Annotated in this window: 23 protein-coding genes; 20 read left to right on the top strand and 3 right to left on the bottom strand. The window is 70.7% G+C overall.

Features of this window, described 5'->3' with window-relative positions; translation table 11 throughout:
• Positions 1–2: 2 nt before the first annotated feature.
• Positions 3–356: a hypothetical protein gene (locus tag OG266_RS12935; protein WP_329545352.1), complete on the top strand. Its 354-nt coding sequence runs from the start codon at positions 3–5 to the stop codon at positions 354–356.
• Positions 357–430: 74 nt separating this feature from the next.
• On the opposite strand, the gene OG266_RS12930 is transcribed toward OG266_RS12935, so the two are convergent.
• Positions 431–1,057: a TetR family transcriptional regulator gene (locus tag OG266_RS12930; RefSeq protein WP_371545668.1), complete on the bottom strand. Its 627-nt coding sequence runs from the start codon at positions 1,055–1,057 to the stop codon at positions 431–433.
• A 186-nt stretch (positions 1,058–1,243) separates the two neighbouring features.
• On the opposite strand from OG266_RS12930, the gene OG266_RS12925 reads away from it, so the two are divergent.
• The 3 genes from OG266_RS12925 (at position 1,244) to OG266_RS12915 (ending at position 3,042) form a co-directional block, all read left to right on the top strand.
• The gene (locus OG266_RS12925; RefSeq protein WP_326720523.1) at positions 1,244–1,411 is read left to right on the top strand and encodes a hypothetical protein; all 168 of its coding nucleotides are present in this window, start codon (positions 1,244–1,246) and stop codon (positions 1,409–1,411) included.
• 47 nt (positions 1,412–1,458) lie between these two features.
• The gene (locus OG266_RS12920) at positions 1,459–1,779 is read left to right on the top strand and encodes a DUF4190 domain-containing protein (protein WP_371545666.1); all 321 of its coding nucleotides are present in this window, start codon (positions 1,459–1,461) and stop codon (positions 1,777–1,779) included.
• A gap of 93 nt (positions 1,780–1,872) precedes the next feature.
• Positions 1,873–3,042 carry a cysteine desulfurase family protein gene (locus tag OG266_RS12915; RefSeq protein ID WP_371545664.1) on the top strand — a complete coding sequence of 390 codons (1,170 nt, stop codon included), beginning with the start codon at positions 1,873–1,875 and terminating at the stop codon, positions 3,040–3,042.
• A gap of 20 nt (positions 3,043–3,062) precedes the next feature.
• On the opposite strand, the gene OG266_RS12910 is transcribed toward OG266_RS12915, so the two are convergent.
• Positions 3,063–3,788, bottom strand: a complete 726-nt coding sequence (locus OG266_RS12910; RefSeq protein WP_371545661.1) for an N-acetylmuramoyl-L-alanine amidase — start codon at positions 3,786–3,788, stop codon at positions 3,063–3,065.
• Positions 3,789–3,848: 60 nt separating this feature from the next.
• Here OG266_RS12910 and mnmA point away from each other — a divergent pair, with 60 nt between their 5' ends.
• Positions 3,849–4,976 carry a tRNA 2-thiouridine(34) synthase MnmA gene (gene mnmA, locus OG266_RS12905; RefSeq protein WP_371545659.1) on the top strand — a complete coding sequence of 376 codons (1,128 nt, stop codon included), beginning with the start codon at positions 3,849–3,851 and terminating at the stop codon, positions 4,974–4,976.
• 13 nt (positions 4,977–4,989) lie between these two features.
• Here mnmA and OG266_RS12900 read toward each other — a convergent pair whose 3' ends face one another.
• Positions 4,990–5,313 (bottom strand): DUF427 domain-containing protein, encoded by a 324-nt coding sequence (locus tag OG266_RS12900; RefSeq protein ID WP_371545656.1) that lies wholly within the window; start codon positions 5,311–5,313, stop codon positions 4,990–4,992.
• 50 nt (positions 5,314–5,363) lie between these two features.
• Here OG266_RS12900 and OG266_RS12895 point away from each other — a divergent pair, with 50 nt between their 5' ends.
• From OG266_RS12895 to OG266_RS12825, 15 genes are all read left to right on the top strand, one after another.
• A complete protein-coding gene (locus tag OG266_RS12895) occupies positions 5,364–5,903 on the top strand; it encodes a TIGR00730 family Rossman fold protein (RefSeq protein WP_266474793.1) in 540 nt (179 codons plus the stop codon).
• 16 nt (positions 5,904–5,919) lie between these two features.
• A complete protein-coding gene (locus OG266_RS12890) occupies positions 5,920–6,609 on the top strand; it encodes an SDR family oxidoreductase (protein WP_326720517.1) in 690 nt (229 codons plus the stop codon).
• Between the two features lie 31 nt (positions 6,610–6,640).
• On the top strand, positions 6,641–7,648 hold the full coding sequence (locus OG266_RS12885; protein WP_371545653.1) for a methionine synthase: 1,008 nt from the start codon (positions 6,641–6,643) through the stop codon (positions 7,646–7,648).
• A gap of 15 nt (positions 7,649–7,663) precedes the next feature.
• Entirely contained in the window at positions 7,664–9,868 is a 2,205-nt protein-coding gene (gene ligA, locus OG266_RS12880; protein WP_371545651.1) for an NAD-dependent DNA ligase LigA, read from the top strand.
• Positions 9,869–10,129: 261 nt separating this feature from the next.
• Positions 10,130–12,352: a putative bifunctional diguanylate cyclase/phosphodiesterase gene (locus OG266_RS12875; RefSeq protein ID WP_371545650.1), complete on the top strand. Its 2,223-nt coding sequence runs from the start codon at positions 10,130–10,132 to the stop codon at positions 12,350–12,352.
• 375 nt (positions 12,353–12,727) lie between these two features.
• Positions 12,728–13,024, top strand: coding sequence for an Asp-tRNA(Asn)/Glu-tRNA(Gln) amidotransferase subunit GatC (gatC, locus tag OG266_RS12870; protein WP_015036350.1), 297 nt, complete (start codon positions 12,728–12,730; stop codon positions 13,022–13,024).
• Positions 13,025–13,029: 5 nt separating this feature from the next.
• Positions 13,030–14,535, top strand: a complete 1,506-nt coding sequence (gene gatA, locus OG266_RS12865) for an Asp-tRNA(Asn)/Glu-tRNA(Gln) amidotransferase subunit GatA (protein WP_371545644.1) — start codon at positions 13,030–13,032, stop codon at positions 14,533–14,535.
• Positions 14,532–14,774, top strand: a complete 243-nt coding sequence (locus OG266_RS12860) for a hypothetical protein (protein ID WP_266474783.1) — start codon at positions 14,532–14,534, stop codon at positions 14,772–14,774. Before gatA ends, OG266_RS12860 begins: the two co-directional genes overlap by 4 nt.
• 16 nt (positions 14,775–14,790) lie before the next feature.
• Positions 14,791–16,308, top strand: coding sequence for an Asp-tRNA(Asn)/Glu-tRNA(Gln) amidotransferase subunit GatB (gatB, locus tag OG266_RS12855; protein ID WP_329545343.1), 1,518 nt, complete (start codon positions 14,791–14,793; stop codon positions 16,306–16,308).
• Between the two features lie 281 nt (positions 16,309–16,589).
• Positions 16,590–18,833 (top strand): MMPL family transporter, encoded by a 2,244-nt coding sequence (locus OG266_RS12850; RefSeq protein WP_371545641.1) that lies wholly within the window; start codon positions 16,590–16,592, stop codon positions 18,831–18,833.
• Positions 18,811–19,377: a GNAT family N-acetyltransferase gene (locus tag OG266_RS12845; RefSeq protein WP_371545638.1), complete on the top strand. Its 567-nt coding sequence runs from the start codon at positions 18,811–18,813 to the stop codon at positions 19,375–19,377. The genes OG266_RS12850 and OG266_RS12845 overlap by 23 nt, the downstream gene beginning before the upstream one ends.
• Positions 19,378–19,441: 64 nt before the next feature.
• Entirely contained in the window at positions 19,442–20,044 is a 603-nt protein-coding gene (locus tag OG266_RS12840; RefSeq protein ID WP_371545635.1) for a hypothetical protein, read from the top strand.
• Positions 20,045–20,247: 203 nt separating this feature from the next.
• The gene (locus OG266_RS12835) at positions 20,248–20,445 is read left to right on the top strand and encodes a hypothetical protein (RefSeq protein WP_329545340.1); all 198 of its coding nucleotides are present in this window, start codon (positions 20,248–20,250) and stop codon (positions 20,443–20,445) included.
• 104 nt (positions 20,446–20,549) lie between these two features.
• The gene (locus OG266_RS12830) at positions 20,550–23,603 is read left to right on the top strand and encodes an AAA family ATPase (RefSeq protein WP_371552765.1); all 3,054 of its coding nucleotides are present in this window, start codon (positions 20,550–20,552) and stop codon (positions 23,601–23,603) included.
• A 38-nt stretch (positions 23,604–23,641) separates the two neighbouring features.
• On the top strand, positions 23,642–23,932 hold the full coding sequence (locus OG266_RS12825) for a DUF6191 domain-containing protein (protein WP_371545632.1): 291 nt from the start codon (positions 23,642–23,644) through the stop codon (positions 23,930–23,932).
• The last annotated feature ends 21 nt before the right edge of the window (positions 23,933–23,953 follow it).

Here is a 23,953-nt window from a genome sequence, read left to right as displayed (position 1 = left end):
TCATGAACCGTCGCGTACGACTCGTCCCCGCCGTCGCACTGCTCGCACTCGCGCCGCTGCTCGCGGCCTGTGGCTCTGGCGACTCGTCGTCCTCCGACAGCGGCAGCACCGGGCAGACCGAATGCGCCCGGCCGTCGGGAATGCCGAGCGGAGGCCCGTCCGGGCGGCCCAGCGATGCCGCGGGGTCGGCCAGGCCCTCCGGTGCTCCCTCCGGTGCTCCTTCCGGGATGCCCTCGGGTGCGGCCGGCTCGGGCAGGCCGTCCGGTATGCCGAGCGGTGGGGCCGGCGGCGGTGGCTGTGGCGGCTTCGGTGGTGGTCAGGGGGGCCAGGGCGGTCAGGCGCAGCAGGCGGGCTGACTGTTCCCGCTGCTTTCGCTCGAAGGCCGGCGGCGGACGGCTTTGTGGGGTGACGTGCTCGGTGAACGAGGGCGTCACCCCAGCCAGTTGCGGCGGCCGATGCTGATGAGCCGCATCTGGCGGCTCGCGACGCGGGCCACCCGGTCCTGCTCCTCCTCGGAGGCCTCCAGGGCCTCCAGGAAGAGCGAGGCCGTCATCAGCATCTGGTCGACGTACAGGCCCGCGAGCATCAGCAGGTCGTCGTCGCTCCACCCTTGCGACTCGGGCTGTTTGGCCAGCTCGTCCTTCACTTCCTCCGCGAACCGGGCCAGTTGCTCGCGGATCTCCTCCCGCACCGGCTGGACTCCGCTGTGCCGCTCGCGCGCGATGAAGCGGACGTGCGCGGGGTGGGTCGCCACGTGATGGGCGATCAGATCGATGGCGCGTGTGATGCGTTCGTCGCTGTCCCCGGCCGCGGACACGGTGTCCCCGATCATCGGGTGCAGACTGCCCAGCGCCTCCTCGACGAGGGCCACACCGAGATCCGCCGTCGAGCGGAAGTGCCGGTAGAAGGCGGTCGGAGCGACACCGACGGCACGGGTGACCTCACGCAGACCCAGGCTGCTCAGGCTCTGCTCCTCCAGCAGCCCCAACGCCGCGTCCAGGAGGGCCTGTCGGGTCTTCTGCTTCTGGGCCTGTCGGATGCCGAGGGTGTGACTCATGCCATGCAGTTAACAACTGTTCTCTGTAATTGGAAAGCCGGGAGACACGCTAGACTCTAGAGTCAGTGAACAAGTGTTACTACAACCGTTCACTGAGTCGTCAAGTCCCGGAAACACAACGGGTCTCACCGTCGAGACCCGGACCGGTTCCTGGACCGGACTTCGAGACTTCACGAGAGGCATCCCATGCTCTTCCTCGTCGCCGCCCTCCTGCTGATGGGTGTCGTGATGGGCTCCGTGGCCCACGCGCCGCTGCCCGTCAGCCTCGTCGCCGCCGTCGTCATCGGCATCTGGCTGGCCGTCTTCGCGGTACGCGAGCGGCACGCCCGCCGACGCCAGACCTCCACCAACTGACCGCGCCACACCTCCACCAACTCAACTGTTGGGAGCGGACTCACACCATGGAACTCACCGAACACACCGCACGTACCGAACTCACCGCACGTACTGAGGGCGCCGAGCGCACGCCCGCGCCGACCCGCAGGACCGCCGGGCGGGACGCCGACGGCATGGCCGTCGCCTCCTTCATCCTCGGCCTCCTCGGCCTCCTGGTCCTCAACATCCTCCTGGGCCCCACGGCCATCGTCCTCGCCTGTGCCGCCCTCTACCGCGGCACGGCCCGCAAGGGTCGCGCGTTCCTTGGCCTCGGCCTGGGCATCGCGGACCTGGTCGTGCTCGTGACACTCATGCAGTTCGACAGCACGGTGTCCTGGAGCTTCTAGGGTGCGACATGCCCCGGGTGACGGCCAGGGCGAGGCCCACCCCCGGGTGGGGGCCGAGGCAGTGGAGGAAGGGCCCGTAGAATCGGGCCCACCATGGCTTACCTCGACCACGCCGCGACCACCCCGATGCTCCCTGAGGCGGTAGAGGCACTGACCGCCCAGCTCAGCGTCACGGGCAACGCCTCCTCCCTCCACGCCGCCGGCCGCCGAGCCAGGCGTACCGTCGAGGAAGCCCGCGAAACCCTGGCGGATGCCCTCGCCGCACGCCCCAGCGAGGTGGTCTTCACCTCCGGCGGCACCGAGGCCGACAACCTCGCGGTGAAGGGCCTGTACTGGGCCCGCCGCGACGCCGACCCCGCCCGCACCCGCATCCTCGCGAGCCCCGTCGAACACCACGCCGTCCTCGACGCCGTCCACTGGCTCGGTGAACACGAGGGCGCCACCGTCGAGTACCTCCCGGTGGACCCCTACGGCCGTGTCCACCCGGACGCCCTGCGCGAGGCCATCGCCCGCAACCCCGACGACGTCGCCGTCGCCACCGTGATGTGGGCCAACAACGAGATCGGCACCGTGATGCCGGTCCGCGAACTGGCCGACGCCGCCGCGGAGTTCGGCATCCCGCTGCACGCCGACGCCGTACAGGCCTTCGGCCAGGTCCCCGTCGACTTCGGCGCCTCGGGCCTCGCCGCCATGACCGTCTCGGGCCACAAGATCGGCGGCCCGTACGGCATCGGCGCGCTGCTCCTGGGCCGCGAGTACAGCCCCGTGCCCGTCCTGCACGGCGGTGGCCAGGAACGCCATGTCCGCTCCGGCACGCTCGACGTGCCCGCGATCGCGTCGTTCGCCGTCGCCGGGCGGCTCGCCGCCGAGCAGCGCGAGTGGTTCGCCCGGGAGATCGGCGGCCTGCGCGACGAACTGGTCGAGGCCGTGCGCAAGGCCGTGCCCGACGCGATCCTCGGCGGCGACCCGGCCGACGGGGGGCGGCTGCCGGCCAACGCGCACTTCACGTTCCCCGGCTGCGAAGGCGACTCCCTGCTCCTCCTCCTGGACGCGCAGGGCATCGAGTGCTCCACCGGCTCCGCGTGCACTGCGGGTGTGGCCCAGCCCAGCCATGTCCTCCTCGCCACCGGCACCGACCCCGACCTGGCCCGCGGCACCCTCCGCTTCTCCCTCGGCCACACCTCCACGGAGGCGGACGTCGAGGCGGTGGCCCGCGCGATCGGACCGGCGGTGGAACGGGCGCGTACGGCGGGACTCAGCTAGCGGGACCCGGCCGACGGGACTCAGGCGGCGGGGGTCCCGGCCGCCTGAGTCTGCTTCTGGGCGGACAGTGCCTGCCGTACGAGCGGTATGTACCGGTCCCAGTCCCAGTGCGGCCCCGGGTCCGTGTGATCGGTTCCCGGCACCTCCACGTGCCCGATGATGTGCTCACGGTCGACGGGGATGTCGTACCGCACGCATATCCGGGCCGTCAGCCGCGCCGAGGCCTCGTACATCGCGTCCGTGAAATCCTGCGGACGGTCCACGAAGCCCTCGTGCTCGATGCCGACGCTCCGTTCGTTGAACTGCCGGTTCCCCGCGTGGTACGCCACGTCCAGCTCGCGGATCATCTGGGTGATGTGACCGTCCTTGCGGACGATGTAGTGCGCGGCCGCGCCGTGACCCGGGTCCTGGAAGACCTTCACCGCGCTGTCGAAGCTGCCCTGGGTGACATGGATGATCACCCGGTCTATCCCGTAGTCGTCGGGCCGGTCCGCCCGCCGCCAGTTCGCCGACGACGCGGCCACCCACTGGGCGCCCGTGAAGTCGACCTCGCCCTCCTTGCGCGGCTTCTCCACGCTCGGCAGCCGCCACCACAGGCGCGAGAGCTCGTCCCGCGCCAGCACGACACTGCCCACGGCGGCCGCCGCACCGCCGATGAGCAGCGCCCGGCGTCCGACCCGCCGGTCGCCGTCCTTGGCCCTGCGGCCCTTCGCCCGGGCCTTCGCGTCCGCCTTTTTCTCCCCCATGCGATCTTCAACGGATACTCGCGGGCTTCGGTTCCCAGGGCCCCGTACCCTGGAGGGGTTATGACTGAGACCTCGCAGCGCCCCCGTACCCTTCGCGTACTCGCCGCCATGTCGGGTGGAGTGGACTCCGCCGTAGCCGCCGCCCGCGCGGCGGAAGCCGGCCACGACGTGACGGGCGTGCACCTCGCGCTCTCCGCCAACCCGCAATCGTTCCGCACCGGCGCGCGTGGCTGTTGCACCATCGAGGACTCGCGCGACGCCCGTCGCGCGGCCGACGTCATCGGCATCCCCTTCTACGTGTGGGACCTCGCCGAGCGCTTCCGCGAGGACGTGGTCGAGGACTTCGTCGCCGAGTACGAGGCGGGGCGCACCCCGAACCCGTGCCTGCGCTGCAACGAGAAGATCAAGTTCGCCGCGCTGCTCGACAAGGCGCTCGCGCTCGGCTTCGACGCGGTCTGCACGGGCCACTATGCGCAGGTGATCGTCCGCGAGGACGGCACGCGCGAGCTGCACCGCGCCTCCGACATGGCCAAGGACCAGTCGTACGTCCTCGGTGTGCTCGACGACCGCCAGCTCGCGCACGCCCTGTTCCCGCTCGGCGACACGGTCACCACGAAGGACGAGATCCGCGCGGAGGCCGAGCGCCGCGGCCTCGCCGTCGCCAAGAAGCCGGACTCCCACGACATCTGCTTCATCGCCGACGGCGACACCCAGGGCTTCCTGGCGAACCGTCTCGGCAAGGCCGAGGGCGACATCGTCGACGAGTCCGGCGCCAAGCTGGGCACCCACGAGGGCGCGTACGGCTACACGATCGGCCAGCGCAAGGGGCTCCGCATCGGCACCCCGGCCGCCGACGGCAAGCCGCGCTACGTCCTGGACATCTCCCCGGTCGACAACACGGTCACGGTCGGCCCGGCGGCTGCCCTGGACGTCAACGGCCTGACCGCGATCAAGCCCCGCTGGTGCGGCACGGCCCCCTCCGGCCCCGGCACCTACACCGCCCAACTCCGCGCCCACGGCGGCGAGACGACGGTCACGGCGGAGCTCGTCGACGGCACCCTCGAGGTCAGCTTCACCGAGCCGGTCCGCGGTGTCGCCCCCGGCCAGGCGGTCGTGTTGTACGACGGCACGCGCGTGGTGGGCTCCGCGACGATCGCGACGACCACGCGCGCGACGGCGTCGGTCTAGGGGCGCCTGCGGGTCACACCACTTCCACTTCGTAGAAGCACAGGTGGTCCTTGATCTGGGTGACTTCGGCCTTGGGGTCGGGGTACGCCCAGACGAGGTCGGCCGCGTCGGGGAGTGACCAGTAGGACGCGGTGCCCTTGAACGGGCAGTACGTGTGGGTCGCGGAAGCCGCCAGGAGATCGAGACGGACGTCCTCGGGGGGTAGGTAGTAGCGCACGGGACAGCCGGTCTCGCGCAGCAACAGGGGGCGGTCGCTCTCCGCCAGGACCTGGTCGCCGTGCACGGCGCGTACCCGCTCCGTGCCTTGCTCGATGGTGATCGTGTGTCCTTCAGCCATACCTGGACAGCACCGGCGGGCCCGGAGTTCTTCCCCCGTACCGTGGACGCATGAATATCTGCGTCTTCCTCTCCGCCGCCGACCTCGACGACCGCTACACGCGCCCCGCGCGGGAGTTCGCGGAACTGCTCGGCAAAGGCGGTCACACCCTGGTGTGGGGCGGTTCGGACGTCGGTCTCATGAAGGTGGTCGCCGACGGTGTGCAGGAGGCGGGCGGACGTCTGTTGGGCGTCTCGGTGGACTTCCTGGCGGCCAAGGTCCGTCCGAACGCCGACGAGATGGTCATCGCGGGTGACCTCGCCGAGCGCAAGGCACTGCTCCTGGAGAAGGCCGACGCGGTGGTGGTCATGGTCGGGGGAACGGGGACGCTCGACGAGGCGACCGAGATCCTGGAGCTGAAGAAGCACGGGAAGACGCGGAAGCCGGTGGTGCTGCTCAACACGGCGGGCTTCTACGACGGCCTGAAGGAGCAGTTCCGGCGCATGGAGGACGAGGGTTTCCTGCCGCTTCCGCTCACTGAGCTGGTGTTCTTCGCGGAGGAGCCGGTGGGCGCCCTGGCCTACCTCGAGGAGAGCCGGGGCCAGCAGTGATGCGAGCATGGCGGGCATGGCTACACATGTGATCACCGGGGCGGGCTCCGGCATCGGCGCGGCGGTCGCCCGCCGCCTCCACGCGCGCGGGGACGACATCGTGCTGCACGCGCGCGACGCGGGCCGCGCGAAGGAGCTCGCCGCGGCGTACCCGGGAGCGATGACGCTCGTCGGCGACCTCGCGGACCCGGACAAGCTCTCCTGGGCGTTCTCGCACCAGACGCTGCCCGACCGGATCGACTCACTCCTGCACATCGCGGGCGTGGTCGACCTCGGTCCGGTCGGCGAGCTGACCCCCAAGTCCTGGCGCCACCAGCTCAACGTCAACCTGATCGCCCCCGCCGAGCTGACCCGCCACTTCCTGCCCCAACTCCGCGTCGCCCAGGGCCACGTGCTGTTCGTCAACTCGGGCGCCGGCCTCAACGCCCACGCCGACTGGTCCGCGTACGCAGCCTCCAAGCACGGCCTGAAGGCCCTCGCGGACTCCCTGCGCCACGAGGAGCACGGCAACGGTGTCCGCGTCACCTCCGTGTACCCCGGCCGCACGGCCAGCCCCATGCAGGCCAAGGTCCACCAGCAGGAGGGCAAGGAGTACGACGCGTCGAAGTGGATCGACCCCGAGTCCGTCGCCACGACGATCCTCATGGCCCTCGACCTGCCGCGCGACGCGGAGGTCAACGACTTGACGGTGCGACCGGGCCGCTGACCTCCCGAGAACCATTCCGTACGCTGCCGGAGTGAGCGAAAACAGCAAGTTCAGGTTCGGTTCCGCGACAGGGGTCGGGTCAATGCCGGGCGAGGATGCCCGGGAGGCGGCCAAGATGGTCGTCGGGTCCTTCGAGGACTTCCCCCATCTGCCCGAGCTGCCCGCGCGGGGGCCCGGCGCGGACATGATCGGGCGGACCGCCGGGATGCTCGTCGAGCTGTTCGCGCGTGTGGAGCCCAGCGGATGGCGGCTCGGGGACCGGCCGGGGCGGGACACCCGGAGGGCGAGGTCGTGGCTGGGGGAGGACCTCGACGCGATCGAGGAGTTCACTCAGGGGTACGAGGGGCCGCTGAAGGTGCAGGCGGTGGGCCCCTGGACGCTGGCCGCCGCGCTGGAGTTGAGGAACGGCGAGGTGGCGCTGTCCGACCTCGGGGCCTGCCGGGATCTCGCCGGTTCGCTCGCCGAGGGGCTGCGCGTCCACCTCGAAGAGGTCCAGCGGCGCGTTCCGGGAGCACAGCTGGTCCTCCAGCTCGACGAGCCGTCCCTCATCGCCGTACTGCGCGGGCACGTGAGGAGCGCGAGCGGCTACCGGACCCACCGGGCCGTCGACCGGCAGCTGATCGAGGCCACCCTGCGGGACGTCATCGGGGTTCACAGCGGCGGGCCGGTCGTGGTGCACTCGTGCGCGCCCGACGTGCCGTTCGCACTCCTGCGCAGAACGGGCGTCGCGGCGGTCTCCTTCGACTTCTCGCTCCTCACCGAGCGTGACGACGATGTGATCGGGGAAGCAGTGGAAGGCGGGACCCGGCTCTTCGCCGGTGTCGTCCCCGGTGTGGACGGTCCATTGTCAGACCCTGCCGGTAGCGTCATGGGTGTCAGGACGCTGTGGCGCAGGCTGGGGCTGCATCCGGGGCTTCTCGCGGAGGCGGTCACCATCACTCCGTCGTGCGGGCTGGCGGGGGCTTCCCCCGACCATGCGCGCAAGGCACTCGCCCACTGCGTCCGGGCGGCGAGATCCCTCGCGGACAACCCTGAGTAACGGGAGGACAACACGGTGGCCGGCGAAAAGCACGCAGAGCCCACATCGGTACCCGCCGAGGCGCGGGAGAAGCACGCGCTGCTCTCCGAGCAGATCGAGGAGCACCGCTTCCGGTACTACGTGAAGGACCAACCGGTCGTCAGCGACGCGGAGTTCGACAAGCTCCTGCGCTCCCTCGAGGCCATCGAGGACGAGTATCCCGAGCTGCGCACTCCCGACTCCCCGACCCAGAAGGTCTCGGGCGCGTACGAGACCGAGTTCACGTCCGTCCAGCACCGCGAACGCATGCTCTCGCTCGACAACGCCTTCGACGACCTGGAGCTCGCGGCCTGGGCGGAGCGCGTCGCGAGAGACGTGGGTACCTCCGACTACCACCTCCTGTGCGAGCTGAAGGTCGACGGCCTCGCGGTCAACCTCACGTACGAGCACGGTCGCCTCACGCGCGCGGCGACCCGCGGCGACGGCCGCACGGGCGAGGACATCACGCCCAACGTCCGCACGATCGCGGAGATCCCGGACCGTCTCAAGGGCGACCGCGTCCCGGACCTCGTGGAGATCCGCGGCGAGGTCTACTTCCCGATGGAGAAGTTCGAGGAGCTCAACGCCCGCCTGGTGGAGGGCGGCGACAAGCCCTTCGCCAATCCCCGCAACGCGGCGGCGGGTTCCCTGCGCCAGAAGGACCCCCGCGTCACCGCGAGCCGTCCGCTGCACATGGTCGTCCATGGCATCGGCGCCCGCGAGGGCTTCGACATCGATCGCCTCTCCCAGGCGTACGACCTGCTGCGTGAGTGGGGCCTGCCGACCACCCAGTACGCCAAGGTGGTCGACGACCTCGACGGCGTACGGGAGTTCATCGCGTACTACGGGGAGAACCGCCACTCCGTGGAACACGAGATCGACGGGGTGGTCGTCAAGCTCGACGAAATCCGCCTCCAGGGCCGCCTGGGCTCCACGGCCCGTGCCCCGCGCTGGGCGATCGCCTGGAAGTACGCGCCGGAGGAGGTCAACACCAAGCTGATCAACATCCGGGTGGGTGTGGGCCGCACGGGCCGCGTCACGCCGTACGCGCAGGTCGAACCCGTCACGGTGGCCGGCTCCGAGGTCGAGTTCGCGACCCTGCACAACCAGGATGTGGTGAAGGCCAAGGGCGTCCTCATCGGGGACACGGTCGTGCTGCGCAAGGCCGGTGACGTCATCCCGGAGATCCTCGGGCCGGTGACCGATCTGCGCGACGGCAGCGAGCGGGAGTTCGTGATGCCCGCGGAGTGCCCCGAGTGCGGTACGCCGCTGCGGCCCATGAAGGAGGGCGACATCGACCTGCGGTGCCCGAACGCCCGCACCTGCCCGGCCCAGTTGCGCGAGCGCCTCTTCTACCTGGCGGGCCGCAAGGCGCTGGACATCGAGCACTTCGGGTACGTCGCCGCCGCGGCGCTCACCAAGCCGCTGGAGCCGGCCGAGCCACCGCTCGTGGACGAGGGCGACCTCTTCGACCTCACCATCGAGCGACTGCTGCCCATCAAGGCGTACGTCCTCGACCAGGACAGCGGACTGCCCAAGCGCGACCCGAAGACGGGCGAGGAGAAGATCGCCACGGTCTTCGCCAACCAGCAGGGCGAGCCGAAGAAGAACGCGATCGCCATGCTGGACACCATCGCGGCGGCCAAGGAGCGTCCGCTCGCCCGCATTCTGACGGGGCTGTCGATCCGTCATGTCGGGCCGGTCGCGGCCGAGGCGCTGGCCCGCGAGTTCCGCTCGATCGACCGGATCGAGGCGGCCACCGAGGAGGAGCTCGCCGCCACCGAGGGCGTCGGCGCCATCATCGCCGCCTCGCTCAAGCAGTGGTTCACGGAGGACTGGCACCGCGAGATCATCCGCAAGTGGAAGGCCGCTGGAGTCCGCCTGGAGGAAGAGGGTTCCGGAGAGGACGAAGGGCCCCGTCCGCTCGAAGGGCTCACCGTTGTCGTCACCGGAACGCTCGAACACCACACGCGGGATGGCGCGAAAGAGGCCCTGCAGAGCCGGGGAGCGAAAGTGACCGGTTCTGTTTCGAAGAAGACATCTTTCGTCGTAGTGGGAGACAATCCCGGTTCCAAGTACGACAAGGCCATGCAGCTGAAGGTTCCGGTTCTGAACGAGGACGGCTTCGCTGTCCTGCTCGAACAGGGACCGGAGGCGGCAGCGGAAGTCGCGCTTCCGGTGGAGCTTCCGACCGAGGATTAGCGGTTGAAGGCCACCCGTTCGGCGCATATCAGATGCATACGGGTGGCCGGGTCGCATTCGGGCAACCGTGGACGACCGCTGCCCGTGGAAGCCTTCTGCGGCCTACTGTTGAGGTGTGCGCCTGCCGTGCCCAGCTGCGGTTGGGGCAACCCCTGCTCCTCGGGAGTGCGGGGAATGGTTTTCAGACGCGGCGTCCGTGGCCAGTTGTCTTCGGGCTCGGGTCGCGTGGCGTGGGCACCGCCGGCTGTGAGAGGGACGGGAATGGAACCGACCGAGAGCGCCGCCCCTGACTCACGGCTGCGCCTGCGCCGGATGGCCGGCGCATGGCTTGGGGCAGGCCGGGGGACGGCGCGGACCGCGGAGCGCCCCGGCGCCGCGCCCCGCACGGTCGGTGGCGGTGTGGGTGTCGGCGGTCTCGGCCCCGGCCCCGGCATGGCGGGCCACGAGCCCGAACGGCCCATATCCTGGCCCGCGCTGCCCGCGGCGGTCGTCGCGACAGCCGGGTTCGTCCTCGGCGCCGGTTTCTACCGGGCGTTCAGCGGGGACCACGCACTCTTCCCCTCCGGCGCCGTCGGCTGGTCGCTCGCCCTGCTGACCGGCGTCATCGTCGGCCATCTGGTCGCCCTCGGCCGTTCCCGCTGGTGGGGCGGCACGGGCTCCGGCGCCGCGCTCACCCTCGCGGTCCTGCTGCTGTACGGCTGGGTGCCCGCCGGAATGGTCAGCCTGACCGTCGTCGTCCTGGTCGGTATCGCGCGCCGCAACCGCTGGCGCCAGGGCATACTGCACGGCGCGGTGGACATCCTCGGCATCGGTGCGGGGGCCCTGGTCCTGGCCGCGTGGGGACGGTTCCCGTCCGTCGAGACGCCCTGGAATCCCGAGACCTGGACCGTCTCTGCGGTACCCGAGGTGGTGCTGGTCGCCACCGCCTATCTCGCCGCCACCCGCACTCTGCTCTGGTACGTCCATGCGCCGCGCACCGGCGGTCTGCCGACCGTCGCCCGCACGGCCCTGGTCAGACAGGGGCTCGTCGCGGTGGCGCTGCTCGGTATCACGCCACTGATCTGCGTGGTCGCGACCGCGCAGCCGATGCTGCTGCCGCTCTTCTCGATCCCGCTGATCGCTCTCGACTCCACGCTGTGGATAGCCCGCGCACGGGCCGAGGAGCAACTGCGCGATCCGCTGACCGGGCTGCCCAACCGGCAGTGGCTGCTTGAACGTACGTGGACGGCTCTGGACGATGCCGAACGCATCGGTGCGCGTTCCGCCCTGATGCTGATCGACCTGGACCGTTTCCGTTCGGTGAATGACACGTTGGGGCATCTCGCAGGGGACCGGCTGCTCCTTCAGATAGCCGATCGGCTGCGGCTCAACCTGCCGCGCGGGGCGGAGGCCGCGCGGCTGGGCGGCGACGAGTTCGCCGTGTTACTGCCGATCGCCGACTCCACGACATCGGCCACGCGCGTCGCCCGCAATCTGGTCGCCGCGCTCGGTTCGTCGCTCGATCTCGACGGGCTCTCGCTCGTCCTGGAGGCCAGCGCCGGGCTCGCCGTCTTCCCCGACCACGCGCTCGACGCCGAGGGCCTGCTCCGGCGGGCGGACGTCGCGATGTACCAGGCGAAGCGGGACCGGACGGGTGTGGAGGTGTACGAGTCCAAGCGGGACTCGAACACCCCGGACCGGCTGGGGCTGCTCGGGGATCTGCGCAGGGCACTGGACGCCGGTGACGTCGAGCTGCACTACCAGCCCAAGGTCCGCTTCGACGGGCAGGTGGCCGGACTCGAGGCGCTCGTACGGTGGGTGCACCCCGAGCGGGGGAGGGTGGCGCCGGACGAGTTCATCGCCATAGCCGAGTCCTCCGGGCTGATGCCGCACCTCACCGAGTACGTCCTGGAGACGGCACTCGCGCAGGTCGCGCGGTGGCGGGCACAGGGGCTGCACGTGCCGGTCGCGGTGAACGTCTCGCCGCGCGACGTCCACACCCCCGGGTTCGCCGGGTCGGTTGCCGCGCGGCTCGCCCGGCACGGGGTTCCCGCCGGGTCGCTCCAGCTGGAGATAACGGAGCATGTGCTCCTCGAGGATCCGCAGCGGGCCGCGGACACCCTGGCCGGGCTGACCGGACACGGCGTGAAGATGTCCCTCGACGACTTCGGTACGGGGTACTCCTCGCTCGTCCATCTGCGCAGGCTGCCGGTCAGCGAGCTGAAGATCGACCGTTCCTTCGTCGCGAAGCTCGCCGTGGACAACGAGGACGCGGAGATCGTGCGCTGCACCATCGACCTCGCGCACTCGCTCGGGCTGCTCGTCGTCGCCGAGGGCGTCGAGGACGACGAGACGTGGGAGCGGTTGCGCGACCTCGGGTGCGATGCCGTGCAGGGGTGGCTGGTCGCAGCGGCGATGCCTCCGGAGGACACCACGGCGTGGCTGCTGGCCCGGGGGTCGCGGGGGTGGCAGCGGCCGCGGGCCGCGTTGCCGGCCGCGGAGTAGCCCCCTGCGGGCCGGTGGGGGTGCCGCTTGGTTCTCCCGCCCGCGCACCGCTCGTGACGGTCACTCGAAAAGTGGACCTCTGCCGTGGGGGTTGAGCACCATCGGCGCTCGCCCCTAGGGGAGCGGGACTGCCAGGGGCGCGGGGAACTGCGCGCCCAGCCACAGCCGCCCCGCACCTTGGGAACGATGGCGCGCCCCCCGGACGGCGGGCCGCCGACGGCGCGGAACCCCCACAGGAGAGCCCCACTTGTCGAGTGAGGGTCACGGGCGGGCGCGGGTGGGCAAGGGCCCCCGAAAGAACCCGGGCGCAGGCACCACCCCCCGCCCCATAGGATTGGCCCCAAACCACACACACTCACCCCAGAGGAACGCCGCATGCCTGGCATCACGCGCGAGGAGGTCGCCCACCTCGCACGGCTGGCGCGTCTGGAGCTGAAGGGCGAAGAGCTCGACCACTTCGCCGGCCAGCTCGACGACATCATCGGCGCGGTCGCCCGCGTCAGCGAGGTCGCCGACCAAGACGTACCGCCGACCTCTCACCCGCTGCCGCTGACGAACGTCATGCGCGCGGACGAGGTCCGTCCGTCGCTCACCCCCGAGCAGGCGCTCTCCGGCGCCCCGGCCCAGGAGCAGCAGCGTTTCAAGGTGCCGCAGATCCTGGGGGAGGACTAATCACCATGACGGACACCAACGTCAACATCATCAGGCTGACGGCAGCGGAGATCGCCGCCAAGGTCGCTTCCGGCGAGCTCACCGCCGTCGAGGTCACCGAGGCGCACCTCGCCCGGATCGAGGCCGTCGACGAGAAGGTGCACGCCTTCCTCCACGTGGACCGGGAAGGCGCTCTCGCGCAGGCCCGCGCCGTGGACCAGAAGCGGGCCGACGGCGAGAAGCTCGGCCCGCTGGCCGGCGTCCCGCTCGCGCTCAAGGACATCTTCACCACCGAGGGGATCCCGACCACCGTCGGTTCGAAGATCCTCGAAGGCTGGATCCCGCCGTACGACGCGACCGTCACCAAGAAGCTGAAGGCCGCCGACGTCGTCATCCTCGGCAAGACCAACATGGACGAGTTCGCCATGGGGTCCAGCACCGAGAACAGCGCGTACGGGCCGACCGGCAACCCCTGGGACCTGTCCAGGATCCCCGGCGGCTCGGGCGGCGGGTCGAGCGCCGCGCTCGCCTCCTTCCAGGCCCCGCTCGCCATCGGCACGGACACCGGCGGCTCCATCCGCCAGCCCGCGGCCGTCACCGGCACGGTCGGCGTCAAGCCCACGTACGGCGGCGTCTCCCGCTACGGCATGGTGGCGTTCTCGTCCTCCCTCGACCAGGGCGGCCCCTGCGCCCGTACGGTCCTGGACGCGGCCCTCCTCCACGAGGTCATCGCCGGGCACGACCCGCTCGACTCGACCTCCATCGACGCCCCGGTCCCGCCGGTCGTCGAGGCCGCCCGCAACGGCTCGGTCGCCGGGATGCGCGTCGGCGTCGTCAAGCAGTTCGCCGGCGAGGGCTACCAGGCCGGAGTCGTCCAGCGCTTCAACGAGTCCGTCGCCCTCCTGAAGGAACTGGGCGCCGAGATCGTCGAGCTGGACTGCCCGTCCTTCGACCTGGCGCTCTCCGCGTACTACCTGATCGCGCCGTCCGAGTGTTCCTCGAACCTCGCCCGCTTCGACGCCATGCGCTACGGCCTGCGCGTCGGCGACGACGGCACGCACTCCGCGGAGGAGGTCACCGCCCTCACCCGTGAGGCGGGCTTCGGCGACGAGGTCAAGCGCCGCATCATGCTCGGCACGTACGCCCTGTCCAGCGGTTACTACGACGCGTACTACGGCAGCGCCCAGAAGGTCCGTACGCTCATCACGCGCGACTTCGAGAAGGCCTTCGAGCAGGTCGACGTGATCGTGTCGCCCACGACGCCGACCACCGCCTTCCCGATCGGCGAGCGTGCCGACGACCCGATGGCGATGTACCTCGCGGACCTCTGCACCATCCCGACCAACCTGGCGGGCAACGCCGCCATGTCGCTGCCCTGCGGTCTCGCGCCGGAGGACGGCCTGCCGGTCGGCCTGCAGATCATCGCCCCCGCGATGAAGGACGAGCGGCTGTACAAGGTCGGCGCCGCCGTCGAGGCCGCCTTCGTGGAAAGGTGGGGCCACCCGCTGATCGAGGAGGCACCGTCGCTGTGAGCAACGCACTGTCGAAGGCCAAGGGCTTCAAGAAGTCCAAGTCCGGTACGTACCTGTCCATCGCGACCACCGCGTTCGGGGCCGTCAGCGTCGCCAAGCAGGCCAAGAAGGCCCGCTCCGAGAACGACACGCTGCGGCTGATCGACGCGGCCGTGTCCGCCGCCGCCATCGTCACCGGCCTCGCCATCCTCTACCGGGAGCTCAAGCGCCTGGGCGACGACGACGTCCTGCTGGGCTGAGAGGGAAGTTTTCACCGTGACCACCACGACCGACGAACTGGTGTCGTACGAGGACGCCCTGGCGACGTACGACCCCGTCATGGGCCTCGAAGTCCATGTCGAACTCGGCACCAAGACCAAGATGTTCTGCGGGTGTTCCACCGAGCTGGGCGCCGAGCCCAACTCGCAGACCTGCCCGACCTGCCTCGGCATGCCCGGCGCGCTCCCGGTCGTCAACGCGATCGGCATCGAGTCCGCCATCAAGATCGGCCTCGCGCTGCACTGCGAGATCGCCGAGTGGTGCCGCTTCGCCCGGAAGAACTACTTCTATCCGGACATGCCGAAGAACTTCCAGACCTCCCAGTACGACGAGCCGATCGCCTTCAACGGCTATCTGGACGTCCAGCTGGAGGACGGCGAGGTCTTCCGCGTGGAGATCGAGCGCGCCCACATGGAGGAGGACACCGGTAAGTCGCTGCACGTCGGCGGCGCCACCGGCCGTATCCACGGCGCCTCGCACTCGCTCCTCGACTACAACCGCGCGGGCATCCCGCTCATCGAGATCGTCACCAAGCCGATCGAGGGTGCGGGCGAGCGCGCTCCCGAGGTCGCCAAGGCGTACGTCGCCGAGCTGCGCGAGCTCATCAAGGCGCTCGATGTCTCCGAGGCCCGCATGGAGCAGGGTCAGATGCGCTGCGACGTGAACCTGTCGCTGCGCCCGCACGGCCGGGAGAAGTTCGGCACGCGGAGCGAGACGAAGAACGTCAACTCGCTGCGCTCCGTGGAGCGTGCGGCCCGCTTCGAGATCCAGCGGCACGCCGCGGTCCTCAACGCCGGCGGCACGATCATCCAGGAGACCCGCCACTTCCACGAGGACACCGGGTCCACGACCTCGGGCCGCGTGAAGGAGGAGGCCGAGGACTACCGGTACTTCCCGGAGCCCGACCTCGTCCCCATCGCCCCGTCCCGTGAGTGGGTCGAGGAGCTGCGCGCCGGTCTGCCCGAGCAGCCGCTGGCCCGCCGCAACCGGCTGCGCGAGGAGTGGGGCGTCGGCGCCCACGACATGCAGTCGATGCTCAACGCCGGTGCCATCGACCTGATCGTCGCCACCATCGAGGAGGGCGCCGACTCGGCGTCCGCCCGCAAGTGGTGGATGGGCGAACTGGCCCGCAGCGCCAACGAGTCGGGCAAGGCCCTGGAGGACCTGCCGATCACGTCGGCGCAGGTCGCCCGCGTCACCGCTCTGGTGGCCGAGGGCTCGCTCAACGACAAGCTGGCCCGCCAGGTCATCGAAGGCGTCCTCGCGGGAGAAGGCACCCCGGACGAGGTCGTCGAGAAGCGCGGTCTGAAGGTCGTCTCCGACGAGGGCGCGCTCACCGCCGCCGTCGACGAGGCCATCGCTGGCAACCCGGGCATCGCCGACAAGATCCGCGGCGGCAAGGTCCAGGCCGCTGGCGCCCTGGTCGGCGCGGTCATGAAGGCCACCCGCGGCCAGGCCGACGCGGCCCGCGTCAAGGAACTGATCCTGGAGAAGCTGGGCGTCAGCGAGGGCTGAGGTCCCGCGTTTTCTCAGGCCCTAGGGGGATGCATCGGAATCGATGCATCCCCCTAGGCATGTCATCAGGGATGACAGAGTCCCCGGGAATGTCCTGTGAGTTGGGTCGCACTCTTGTGAGTAAGCCCACGAATGCGATAAACGATCACTTTCGGCTGTAAGAGTGACTGGGTATTGCTCATGTGTTCTTTGCGGGCTGTTCACTTCTATAGAGGCTGTCAACGTCCTATAGCGGCTGTTCCAGGTCAAAGATCCTCGTATCGCCCCCAGGGAGCACGTCTGTGGCAGCCCTCGCGCGCTGGTGTGTCCAACGCCGCCTCGTCGTCGTTCTGCTGTGGCTCCTCGCGCTCGGCGGTGTCACCGCCGCCGCGGCCGTCATGGGCACCGCCTACTCGAACGACTACGAAGCACCCGGCACCGAGTCGGGACGCGCCACCCAGCTCCTGCGGGAGGGCTTCCCCGGCCTCGGCGGCGACAGCGACACCGTCGTCTGGCACACCACCGCCACCACCGTGCGCTCCGCCGACGTCCAGCAGACGATGACCCGCGCCCTGGACAGCATCGCCGGCCTGCCCGGGGTGGCCTCGGTCGTCAGCCCGTACGAGGGGCAGGACTCGGGCCGGATCAGCGCCGACGGACGTACGGCCTACGCCACGGTCACCTTCGACGACCAGGCCGGGAACATCGACAAGGGCGAGGCGGGTGCCGTCGTCAGCGCGGCCAAGGCCGCCGAGGCCAAGGGGCTCCAGGTGGAGCTGGGCGGCGGCGCCATAGGGCTCACGGAGTCCTCGGGCGGGCATGTCGCCGAGCTCGTCGGCGTGATCGTCGCCGCCGTGGTCCTCTTCCTCGCCTTCGGCTCGCTCGCCGCCTCCCTGCTGCCCATTGCCACGGCCCTGGTCGGCGTCGGGACCGCGTACGCCGGCATCGCGCTCCTCGGGCACCTCATGACCGTCGCCGACTTCGCGCCCATGCTCGGCATACTGATCGGGCTCGGCGTCGGCATCGACTACGCGCTGTTCATCGTGACCCGGCACCGGCGCGGCCTGAAACGCGGGCTCACGGTCGCCGAGGCCGCGCGGAACGCCGTCGCCACCACAGGCCGCGCGGTCGTCTTCGCCGGCGCCACCGTCTGCATCGCCCTGCTCGGCATGCTCATCCTGCGGCTCGGCTTCCTCAACGGCGTCGCGATCGCCGCCTCCCTGACCGTGATCCTCACCGTCGCGGCCTCCGTGACCCTGCTCCCGGCACTGCTCTCCTACATCGGTCCACGCGCGTTGAGCCGCCGTGAGCGGCGCCGGCTGTACGAGCACGGGCCCCAGCCGGAGATCCCCACCGGGCTCGCCGCCCGCTGGTCGGCCTTCGTGGAGCGGCACCCCAAGCTGCTCGGCTCCGTCGCCCTGGTGGTGATGGCGCTGCTCGCCCTGCCCACGTTCTCGCTCCACCTGGGCACCTCGGACCAGGGCAACGATCCGAAGCAGGCGACCACGCGACAGGCGTACGACCTGCTGGCGGACGGCTTCGGGCCCGGCGTGAACGGGCCCCTGACCCTCGTCACCAAGGTCGACGGCGCCGAGGACACGCTCGCGCTCGACAACCTGGACGCCACACTCCGGGAGACCGAGGGTGTCGCGTCGGTGACCCCGGTGACGTACAACACCGGTGGCGACACCGCGTACCTCACGCTCGTCCCGGAATCCGCGCCGCAGTCGGAGCGGACCAGCGCCCTCGTCGACCGGCTGCGCACCGAGGTACTGCCGCGCGCCGAGGCGGACAACTCGCTCGACGTGCAGGTCGGCGGTGTCACGGCGAGCTACGACGATTTCGCGGACGTCATCGTCGGCAAACTGCCCCTCTTCGTGGGCGTCGTCATAGGCCTCGGCTGCGCCCTGCTGCTGCTTGCCTTCCGCTCGATCGGCATCCCCCTGAAGGCCGCCGTGATGAACATCGCCGCCGTGGCCGCCGCCTTCGGAGTCGTCGTCGCGATCTTCCAGTGGGGCTGGGGGAGTGAGCTGCTCGGCCTCGGCCGCGCGGGCCCGATCGAACCCTTCCTGCCGGTGATCATGGTGTCGGTGCTTTTCGGGCTCTCCATGGACTACCAGGTCTTCCTGGTCAGCCGGATGTACGAGGAGTGGCTGGAAACCGGCGACAACCGGCGCGCCGTCCGGGTCGGCCTCGCCGAGACCAGCCGGGTGATCAACTCCGCCGCCGTCATCATGATCTCGGTCTTCCTCGCCTTCGTGCTCAGCGGCGACCGCGTCATCGCGATGTTCGGCATCGCCCTCGCCGCGGCCGTCGCCCTGGACGCCTTCGTCCTGCGGACGCTCCTGGTGCCCGCCCTCATGCACCTGCTCGGCGGCGCCAACTGGTGGCTGCCCCGCTGGCTCGACCGGTGCCTGCCGCACATCAGCATCGAACCTCCCGAGTGCCGCGCCGCCCATGAGAGGCTGGCCGCTGCGACGGACGCCGAGGTGGCGGACGTACTGGAGAAGGAGCGGCGGCAGGATGTACGCGATATCCCTGGGTGACGACGGAGCGGAACTGCGGCCCCTGGAGCCCTGGCACGCCGAGGAGTTCCTGGCTCACATGGAGCGGGGTCGCGAGTTCATCGGCCGTCATGTCTCGCTGCCCGACGCGGTGACGGACCTCACCTCGACGCGGGCCTTCCTCCAGGCATACGCGGACAAGCGCGCCGCCGACAGTGGCTTCCTGTACGGGATCTGGCTGGAGGGGAAGCTCGTCGGCGGGCTGCTCTTCAGGATCTTCGACACCGCGCAGGGGAACTGCGAGGCCGGGTGCTGGCTGGAACCGGCGGCGGCCGGGCGCGGACTCGTCACCCGAGGGACGCGGATCATCATCGACTGGGCGGTCGAGGAGCGCGGCATGCACCGTGTGGAGTGGATCGCCCCGTCCGCGAACGAACCGAGCCTGAACGTGGCGCGGCGCCTGGGCATGACGCGGGACGGCGTACTGCGCGAAAGCTACCTGTACCGGGGCGTACGGAGCGACATGGAGGTCTGGTCGGTGCTCGCGCCCGAGTGGCGGGCCACGCGCGCGCGTGGTGGACGATAACGATCCGCTTCCTTTGCCACGAACATTAAGAGACCTCTCAGACAGGATCCGTACGGTGCGAGATATGGGAACCAAGACTGTTGACGAAGCCGGGGTCGAGACCGGCACAGAGGCCAAGAGCGACGACGAGGCCGTGGACCTCACCAAGGACGACGTCACCAAGGCCGACGAGGCCGTGGAGACCGACGGGGAAGCCGCGGCCGGCACCCCCGACGAGGACGAGTACGACGAGGACGAGCTCTCCGAGGCGGTCGCTGCCAAGGCCCCCTCAGGTGTCGGCCTGGGCGCCGCCGCAGTGGTCTCTGCCGCACTGGGTCTCGTCTCGCTGACCGGCGGCTGGCTCGGTACCGTCGCCCAGGCGCGCGACTCGCTGTACGGCCAGCTGGAGACCGCGTCGACCGCGACCGTCTCCACTCAGATCGAGCAGGTCTACGGCAACTCGTGGAACGCCAACGCGCTGGTCGCGGGCATCTTCGCGCTGGTCGCCCTGCTCGTCGGCGTCTTCGTGCTGGTCCGGCCCGCGTTCGGGAACCCCGACCGCGTGGTGCAGGCCACCTGGGTCAAGTCCGTCGCCTGGGCGGGTGTCTCGCTCGCGATCATCGGCCTGCTCCTCGCCGTGCTCAAGTACACCGACATCCTCCTGTCCATGCCGACCGTGAGCAGCTGAGCACTCGCTTCCTGAGCCACCCGGGTTTTCCGGAGCTTTCCTGAGGGGCCTTAGGCCCGCCCTACGTCACGTACGGCGGACCTAAGGCCCTTCGTGCGCTCAAGATGCGGAACTCTCCCGATGTGGCGCACCCCCCTTGGAGACGAAGGTTGAGGCATCGCAACAAGCGAAGCCCGAAACCCACTCTTCACGAGGGATACGAGATGTCCGAGTACGAGCTCTACCAGATCCGTTCCGCACAGCTGATCCGCGAGGCCCAGAACCACCGACTGGTACGGGAGGCCCTCCGCGGTCGCCGTGCCGCCCGCCGCGCCGCCCTGCGTGAGTCCGCGCAGAACGACACGGAGGGGCAGGGCCATAGCCGCCGCCACGGACGGCATCGGTTCACCCGCGCCGCGTGAACGCCGCCGGGCCCCGGGAGGACGGCCGTACAGGGGTCGGCCGTCCCTCCGGATCCCTGATGGCCTTCCCAATAACCGGTGCCGCACTGTCGGACCCCTGTGCGATGCTCGGGCCTGTGGAAACCAGGTCCGTCAGCCCGGTGTTCGTAGGACGCGCCGACGAACTCGGCGTGCTGCACGACGCGCTCGCCCGCGCTGCCGCGGGCGAGCCGCAGGCATTGCTGCTCGGAGGCGAGGCGGGCGTCGGAAAGACCCGCCTGATCGAGGAGTTCGCCACCGCGGCCGGACGCGAGGGCGCGGTCGTCGTGTGCGGCGGCTGCGTCGAGATCGGCGCCGACGGACTGCCCTTCGCGCCCTTCTCCACGGCCCTGCGCGCCCTGCGCCGACTGCTCCCGGACGAACTCGCCGCCGCTGCCGCCGGACAGGAGGAAGAACTGGCCCGGCTGCTGCCCGAACTGGGCGACGCCGGACAGGGACGGCGGTACGAAGAGGAGGGCATGGCCCGCCTGTTCGAGCTCACCGCCCGCCTCCTGGAACGCGTCGCCGCGGACCGCACGGTCGTCGTCGCCCTCGAAGACCTGCACTGGGCCGACGCCTCCACCCGCCACCTCCTCGCCTACCTCTTCCGCACGCTGCGCAGCGGCCGCCTCGTCGTCGTCGCCACCTACCGCGCCGACGACATCCACCGCCGCCACCCGCTGCGGCCCCTGCTGGCCGAGCTGGACCGGCTGCGCACGGTCCGCCGTATCGAACTCGGCCGCTTCAGCCGCGCGGAAGTCTGCTGCCAGATCGCCGGGATCCTCGCCCACGAACCCGACCCGGCCCAGGTCGACGACATCTTCGAACGTTCCGACGGCAACGCGTTCTTCGTCGAGGAACTCGCCGTCGCCTCCCACCAGGGCTGTCGCACCGGGCTCACCGACTCCCTCCGCGACCTGCTCCTGGTACGCGTCGAAGGGCTGCCCGAGAGCGCCCAGCGCGTCGCCAGGATCGTCGCCGAGGGCGGCTCCACCGTCGAGTACCCGCTGCTCGCCGCCGTGGCAGGGCTCGCCGAGGACGACCTCATCGAGGCGCTGCGGGCCGCCGTCGGCGCCAACATCCTGCTCGCCTCACCCGGCGGCGACGGCTACCGCTTCCGCCACTCCCTGGTCCGCGAGGCCGTCAGCGACGACCTGCTGCCCGGCGAGCGCTCCCGCTTCAACCGCCGCTACGCCGAAGCCCTGGAAGCCGACCCGACGCTCGTACCGGCCGACGAGCGCCTCACCCGGCTGGCCAGCTACTGGTACCACGCCCATGACGCCGCAAAGGCCCTCCCCGCCGTCCTCGACGCCTCCGTCGAGGCCCGCTGCCGGCACGCCCACTCCGAGCAACTGCGGCTCCTGGAGCGGGCGATGGAGCTGTGGGACGTCGCCCCCGACGCCGTACGGGACGAACTGCGCCCCGTCGACTACGTGGAGGTCTATCCGCCCTGCGGCTGCGACCCGGCGACAGCGCCCTTGCGCTATCTCGACCTGATGGCCGAGGCCGCCGTCGCAGGCCGGCTGTGCGGGGAGCGCGAGCGGGCCCTGAAGATCACCAAGCGGGCGCTGCACCTCCTGGAGGACGAGGGCGATCCGCTGCGCGCCGCCTGGTTCTGGATCCAGCGCTCCCGCCTGGTGCAGTCGCAGGCTCGCGGCGACGGCTGGAAGGAACTCGCCACCGCCCAGGACCTGGTACGCGGCCTGCCGCCGTCGGAGGTGCACGCCGAGGTGCTGGCCGCCGTCGCCGCCTGGTGCATGCTGCACGAACCGGGCCCCGGAGCCCTCTCGGCCGCCGAGCGCGCCGTGCAGTACGCGCGCATGGTCGGCGCCCGCGACATCGAGCTCAACGCCCGCCTCGTACTCGGCGGTCTCATGGTCGACGCGGGTGACGTCGAGGCGGGGCTCGCGGAGATGTACGAGGTCAAGGAGCGAGTGAACCGGCGGGGCTCCTCCCTCGTCCTGGGGCGCGTGCACATCAACCTGCCCTCGCATCTGGAGTCGCTCGGCCGCTCCCGCGAGGCGGTCTCCGTCCTGCGGGAGGGCGCCGAACTGGCCCGGACGAAAGGCCTGTTGGACACTGAGGCCTACGTCTGGGGCAACCTCTCGGAGTCGCTGGACTCACTCGGCCAGTGGGACGAGGCCGTCGAGGCCGCGGGGAACGCGCTGCGCATCGGGCTCAGTGGCAAGGCTTCCGGCCTCGGCGCCATCCGTCTGACGTTTCTCGCGCTCGCCCGCGGAGACCTCGCCGAGGCCGGGCGCCAACTGGCCGCCGCCCGCGCCAACTTCGGCACCCACGACCCCATGCCGCAGCACTCCCTGCCGCTGCTGTGCAGCACGATCGGCATCGCCGCCTCGGAGAGCCGCCTCCTCGACGCCCGCACCGCACTGGAGGAGGCCCTCCGCGCGGGCTTCCCGCCCGGCACCCAGCGCTACGGCTGGCCGCTGCTGCTCGCCGCCGCCACCGCGGAGGCCGACGCCCATGGCCTGCCCCTCGCCGCACCGGGCCGCCCCGAGACGGTGGAACACATCCGCTCCGCCGCCAAGTCCCTGGCCACCGGCGCGCCCCTCTGGCTCGCGTACGAGGAGTGGGTGCGCGCCGAACTCCGCCGAGCCGAGGGAGTGACCGACCCGCACGACTGGTCCGAGGTGGTCACCGCCTTCGAACCCGTGGAGCGCCCCTACGACCTCGCCCGCGTCCGCCATCGCCTCGCCGAGGCCCTGCTGTCCTCGGGCACGGACGACGACGACCGCGCCCGCGCCACGGAACTCCTCAGGCTGGCCCGAGCCGCCGCCGACCACCTGGGCGCCCGCCCCCTCGCCGAAGCCGTCGCACTGCTCGCCCAGCGGGCCCGCCTCGCCCTGGGCCGCGCCCCCGAGCCGTCCGCCCTGGCCCCCGTCGACCCGGCGGTCGCCCTCGGCCTCACCAGCCGCGAACGCGATGTCCTCCGCCTCGTCGCCGCCGGCCGCAGCAACCGCCAGATCGCCGAGGAACTCTTCATCTCCCCGAAGACGGCCAGCGTCCATGTGTCGAACATCCTCGCCAAGCTGGGCGTCTCCGGCCGGGGCGAGGCGGCGGCCATGGCCCACCGGCTGCGGTTGTTCCCGCCCGAGACCCCCACCGCACAAGCCGTGGGCTGAGGTTTACGCTGTAGAGGACCCGGGCCGAGGGAGGCGCCGTGTTCAACATGTTCGAGGAGCTCTTCGCACCAGGCCGCAAGCACACCAACGACGAACGCAAGCGACTGGAACTGTCCCGGGTGGACCTGAACGACGGCGACCCCGGCCGCGGCCCCATAGACCTGTCCTCGGGCAAGGTGGTCGTACGACCACCGGATCCCGGACGGACGACTCCTCCGAGCCCGGCCGCGGAAGCGGAGACCCAGACCGAGGCGGAGCCTCAGACTGAGACCGAGGCGGAGCCCCAGGCCGAGGCCGAGACCAAGGCCGAGAAGCCCGGCGGGGACTGAGAAGCGCAGACGGGGACTGCG

It is taken from the genome of Streptomyces sp. NBC_00554 (genome assembly GCF_041431135.1).
In the GTDB taxonomy this organism is placed as follows: Bacteria; Actinomycetota; Actinomycetes; order Streptomycetales; family Streptomycetaceae; genus Streptomyces.
Note: the sequence above shows the minus strand (reverse complement) of the source record. Positions and strands in the feature narration are given on the sequence as shown.

Bases quoted from the DNA above. Each gene is read 5' to 3' on its own strand.
- OG266_RS12935 (WP_329545352.1), top strand. From the start codon at position 3: ATGAACCGTCGCGTACGACTCGTCCCCGCCGTCGCACTGCTCGCACTC.
- OG266_RS12930 (WP_371545668.1), bottom strand. From the start codon at position 1,057: ATGAGTCACACCCTCGGCATCCGACAGGCCCAGAAGCAGAAGACCCGA.
- OG266_RS12925 (WP_326720523.1), top strand. From the start codon at position 1,244: ATGCTCTTCCTCGTCGCCGCCCTCCTGCTGATGGGTGTCGTGATGGGC.
- OG266_RS12920 (WP_371545666.1), top strand. From the start codon at position 1,459: ATGGAACTCACCGAACACACCGCACGTACCGAACTCACCGCACGTACT.
- OG266_RS12915 (WP_371545664.1), top strand. From the start codon at position 1,873: ATGGCTTACCTCGACCACGCCGCGACCACCCCGATGCTCCCTGAGGCG.
- OG266_RS12910 (WP_371545661.1), bottom strand. From the start codon at position 3,788: ATGGGGGAGAAAAAGGCGGACGCGAAGGCCCGGGCGAAGGGCCGCAGG.
- mnmA (WP_371545659.1), top strand. From the start codon at position 3,849: ATGACTGAGACCTCGCAGCGCCCCCGTACCCTTCGCGTACTCGCCGCC.
- OG266_RS12900 (WP_371545656.1), bottom strand. From the start codon at position 5,313: ATGGCTGAAGGACACACGATCACCATCGAGCAAGGCACGGAGCGGGTA.
- OG266_RS12895 (WP_266474793.1), top strand. From the start codon at position 5,364: ATGAATATCTGCGTCTTCCTCTCCGCCGCCGACCTCGACGACCGCTAC.
- OG266_RS12890 (WP_326720517.1), top strand. From the start codon at position 5,920: ATGGCTACACATGTGATCACCGGGGCGGGCTCCGGCATCGGCGCGGCG.
- OG266_RS12875 (WP_371545650.1), top strand. From the start codon at position 10,130: ATGGAACCGACCGAGAGCGCCGCCCCTGACTCACGGCTGCGCCTGCGC.
- gatC (WP_015036350.1), top strand. From the start codon at position 12,728: ATGCCTGGCATCACGCGCGAGGAGGTCGCCCACCTCGCACGGCTGGCG.
- gatA (WP_371545644.1), top strand. From the start codon at position 13,030: ATGACGGACACCAACGTCAACATCATCAGGCTGACGGCAGCGGAGATC.
- OG266_RS12845 (WP_371545638.1), top strand. From the start codon at position 18,811: ATGTACGCGATATCCCTGGGTGACGACGGAGCGGAACTGCGGCCCCTG.
- OG266_RS12840 (WP_371545635.1), top strand. From the start codon at position 19,442: ATGGGAACCAAGACTGTTGACGAAGCCGGGGTCGAGACCGGCACAGAG.
- OG266_RS12835 (WP_329545340.1), top strand. From the start codon at position 20,248: ATGTCCGAGTACGAGCTCTACCAGATCCGTTCCGCACAGCTGATCCGC.
- OG266_RS12830 (WP_371552765.1), top strand. From the start codon at position 20,550: ATGCTCGGGCCTGTGGAAACCAGGTCCGTCAGCCCGGTGTTCGTAGGA.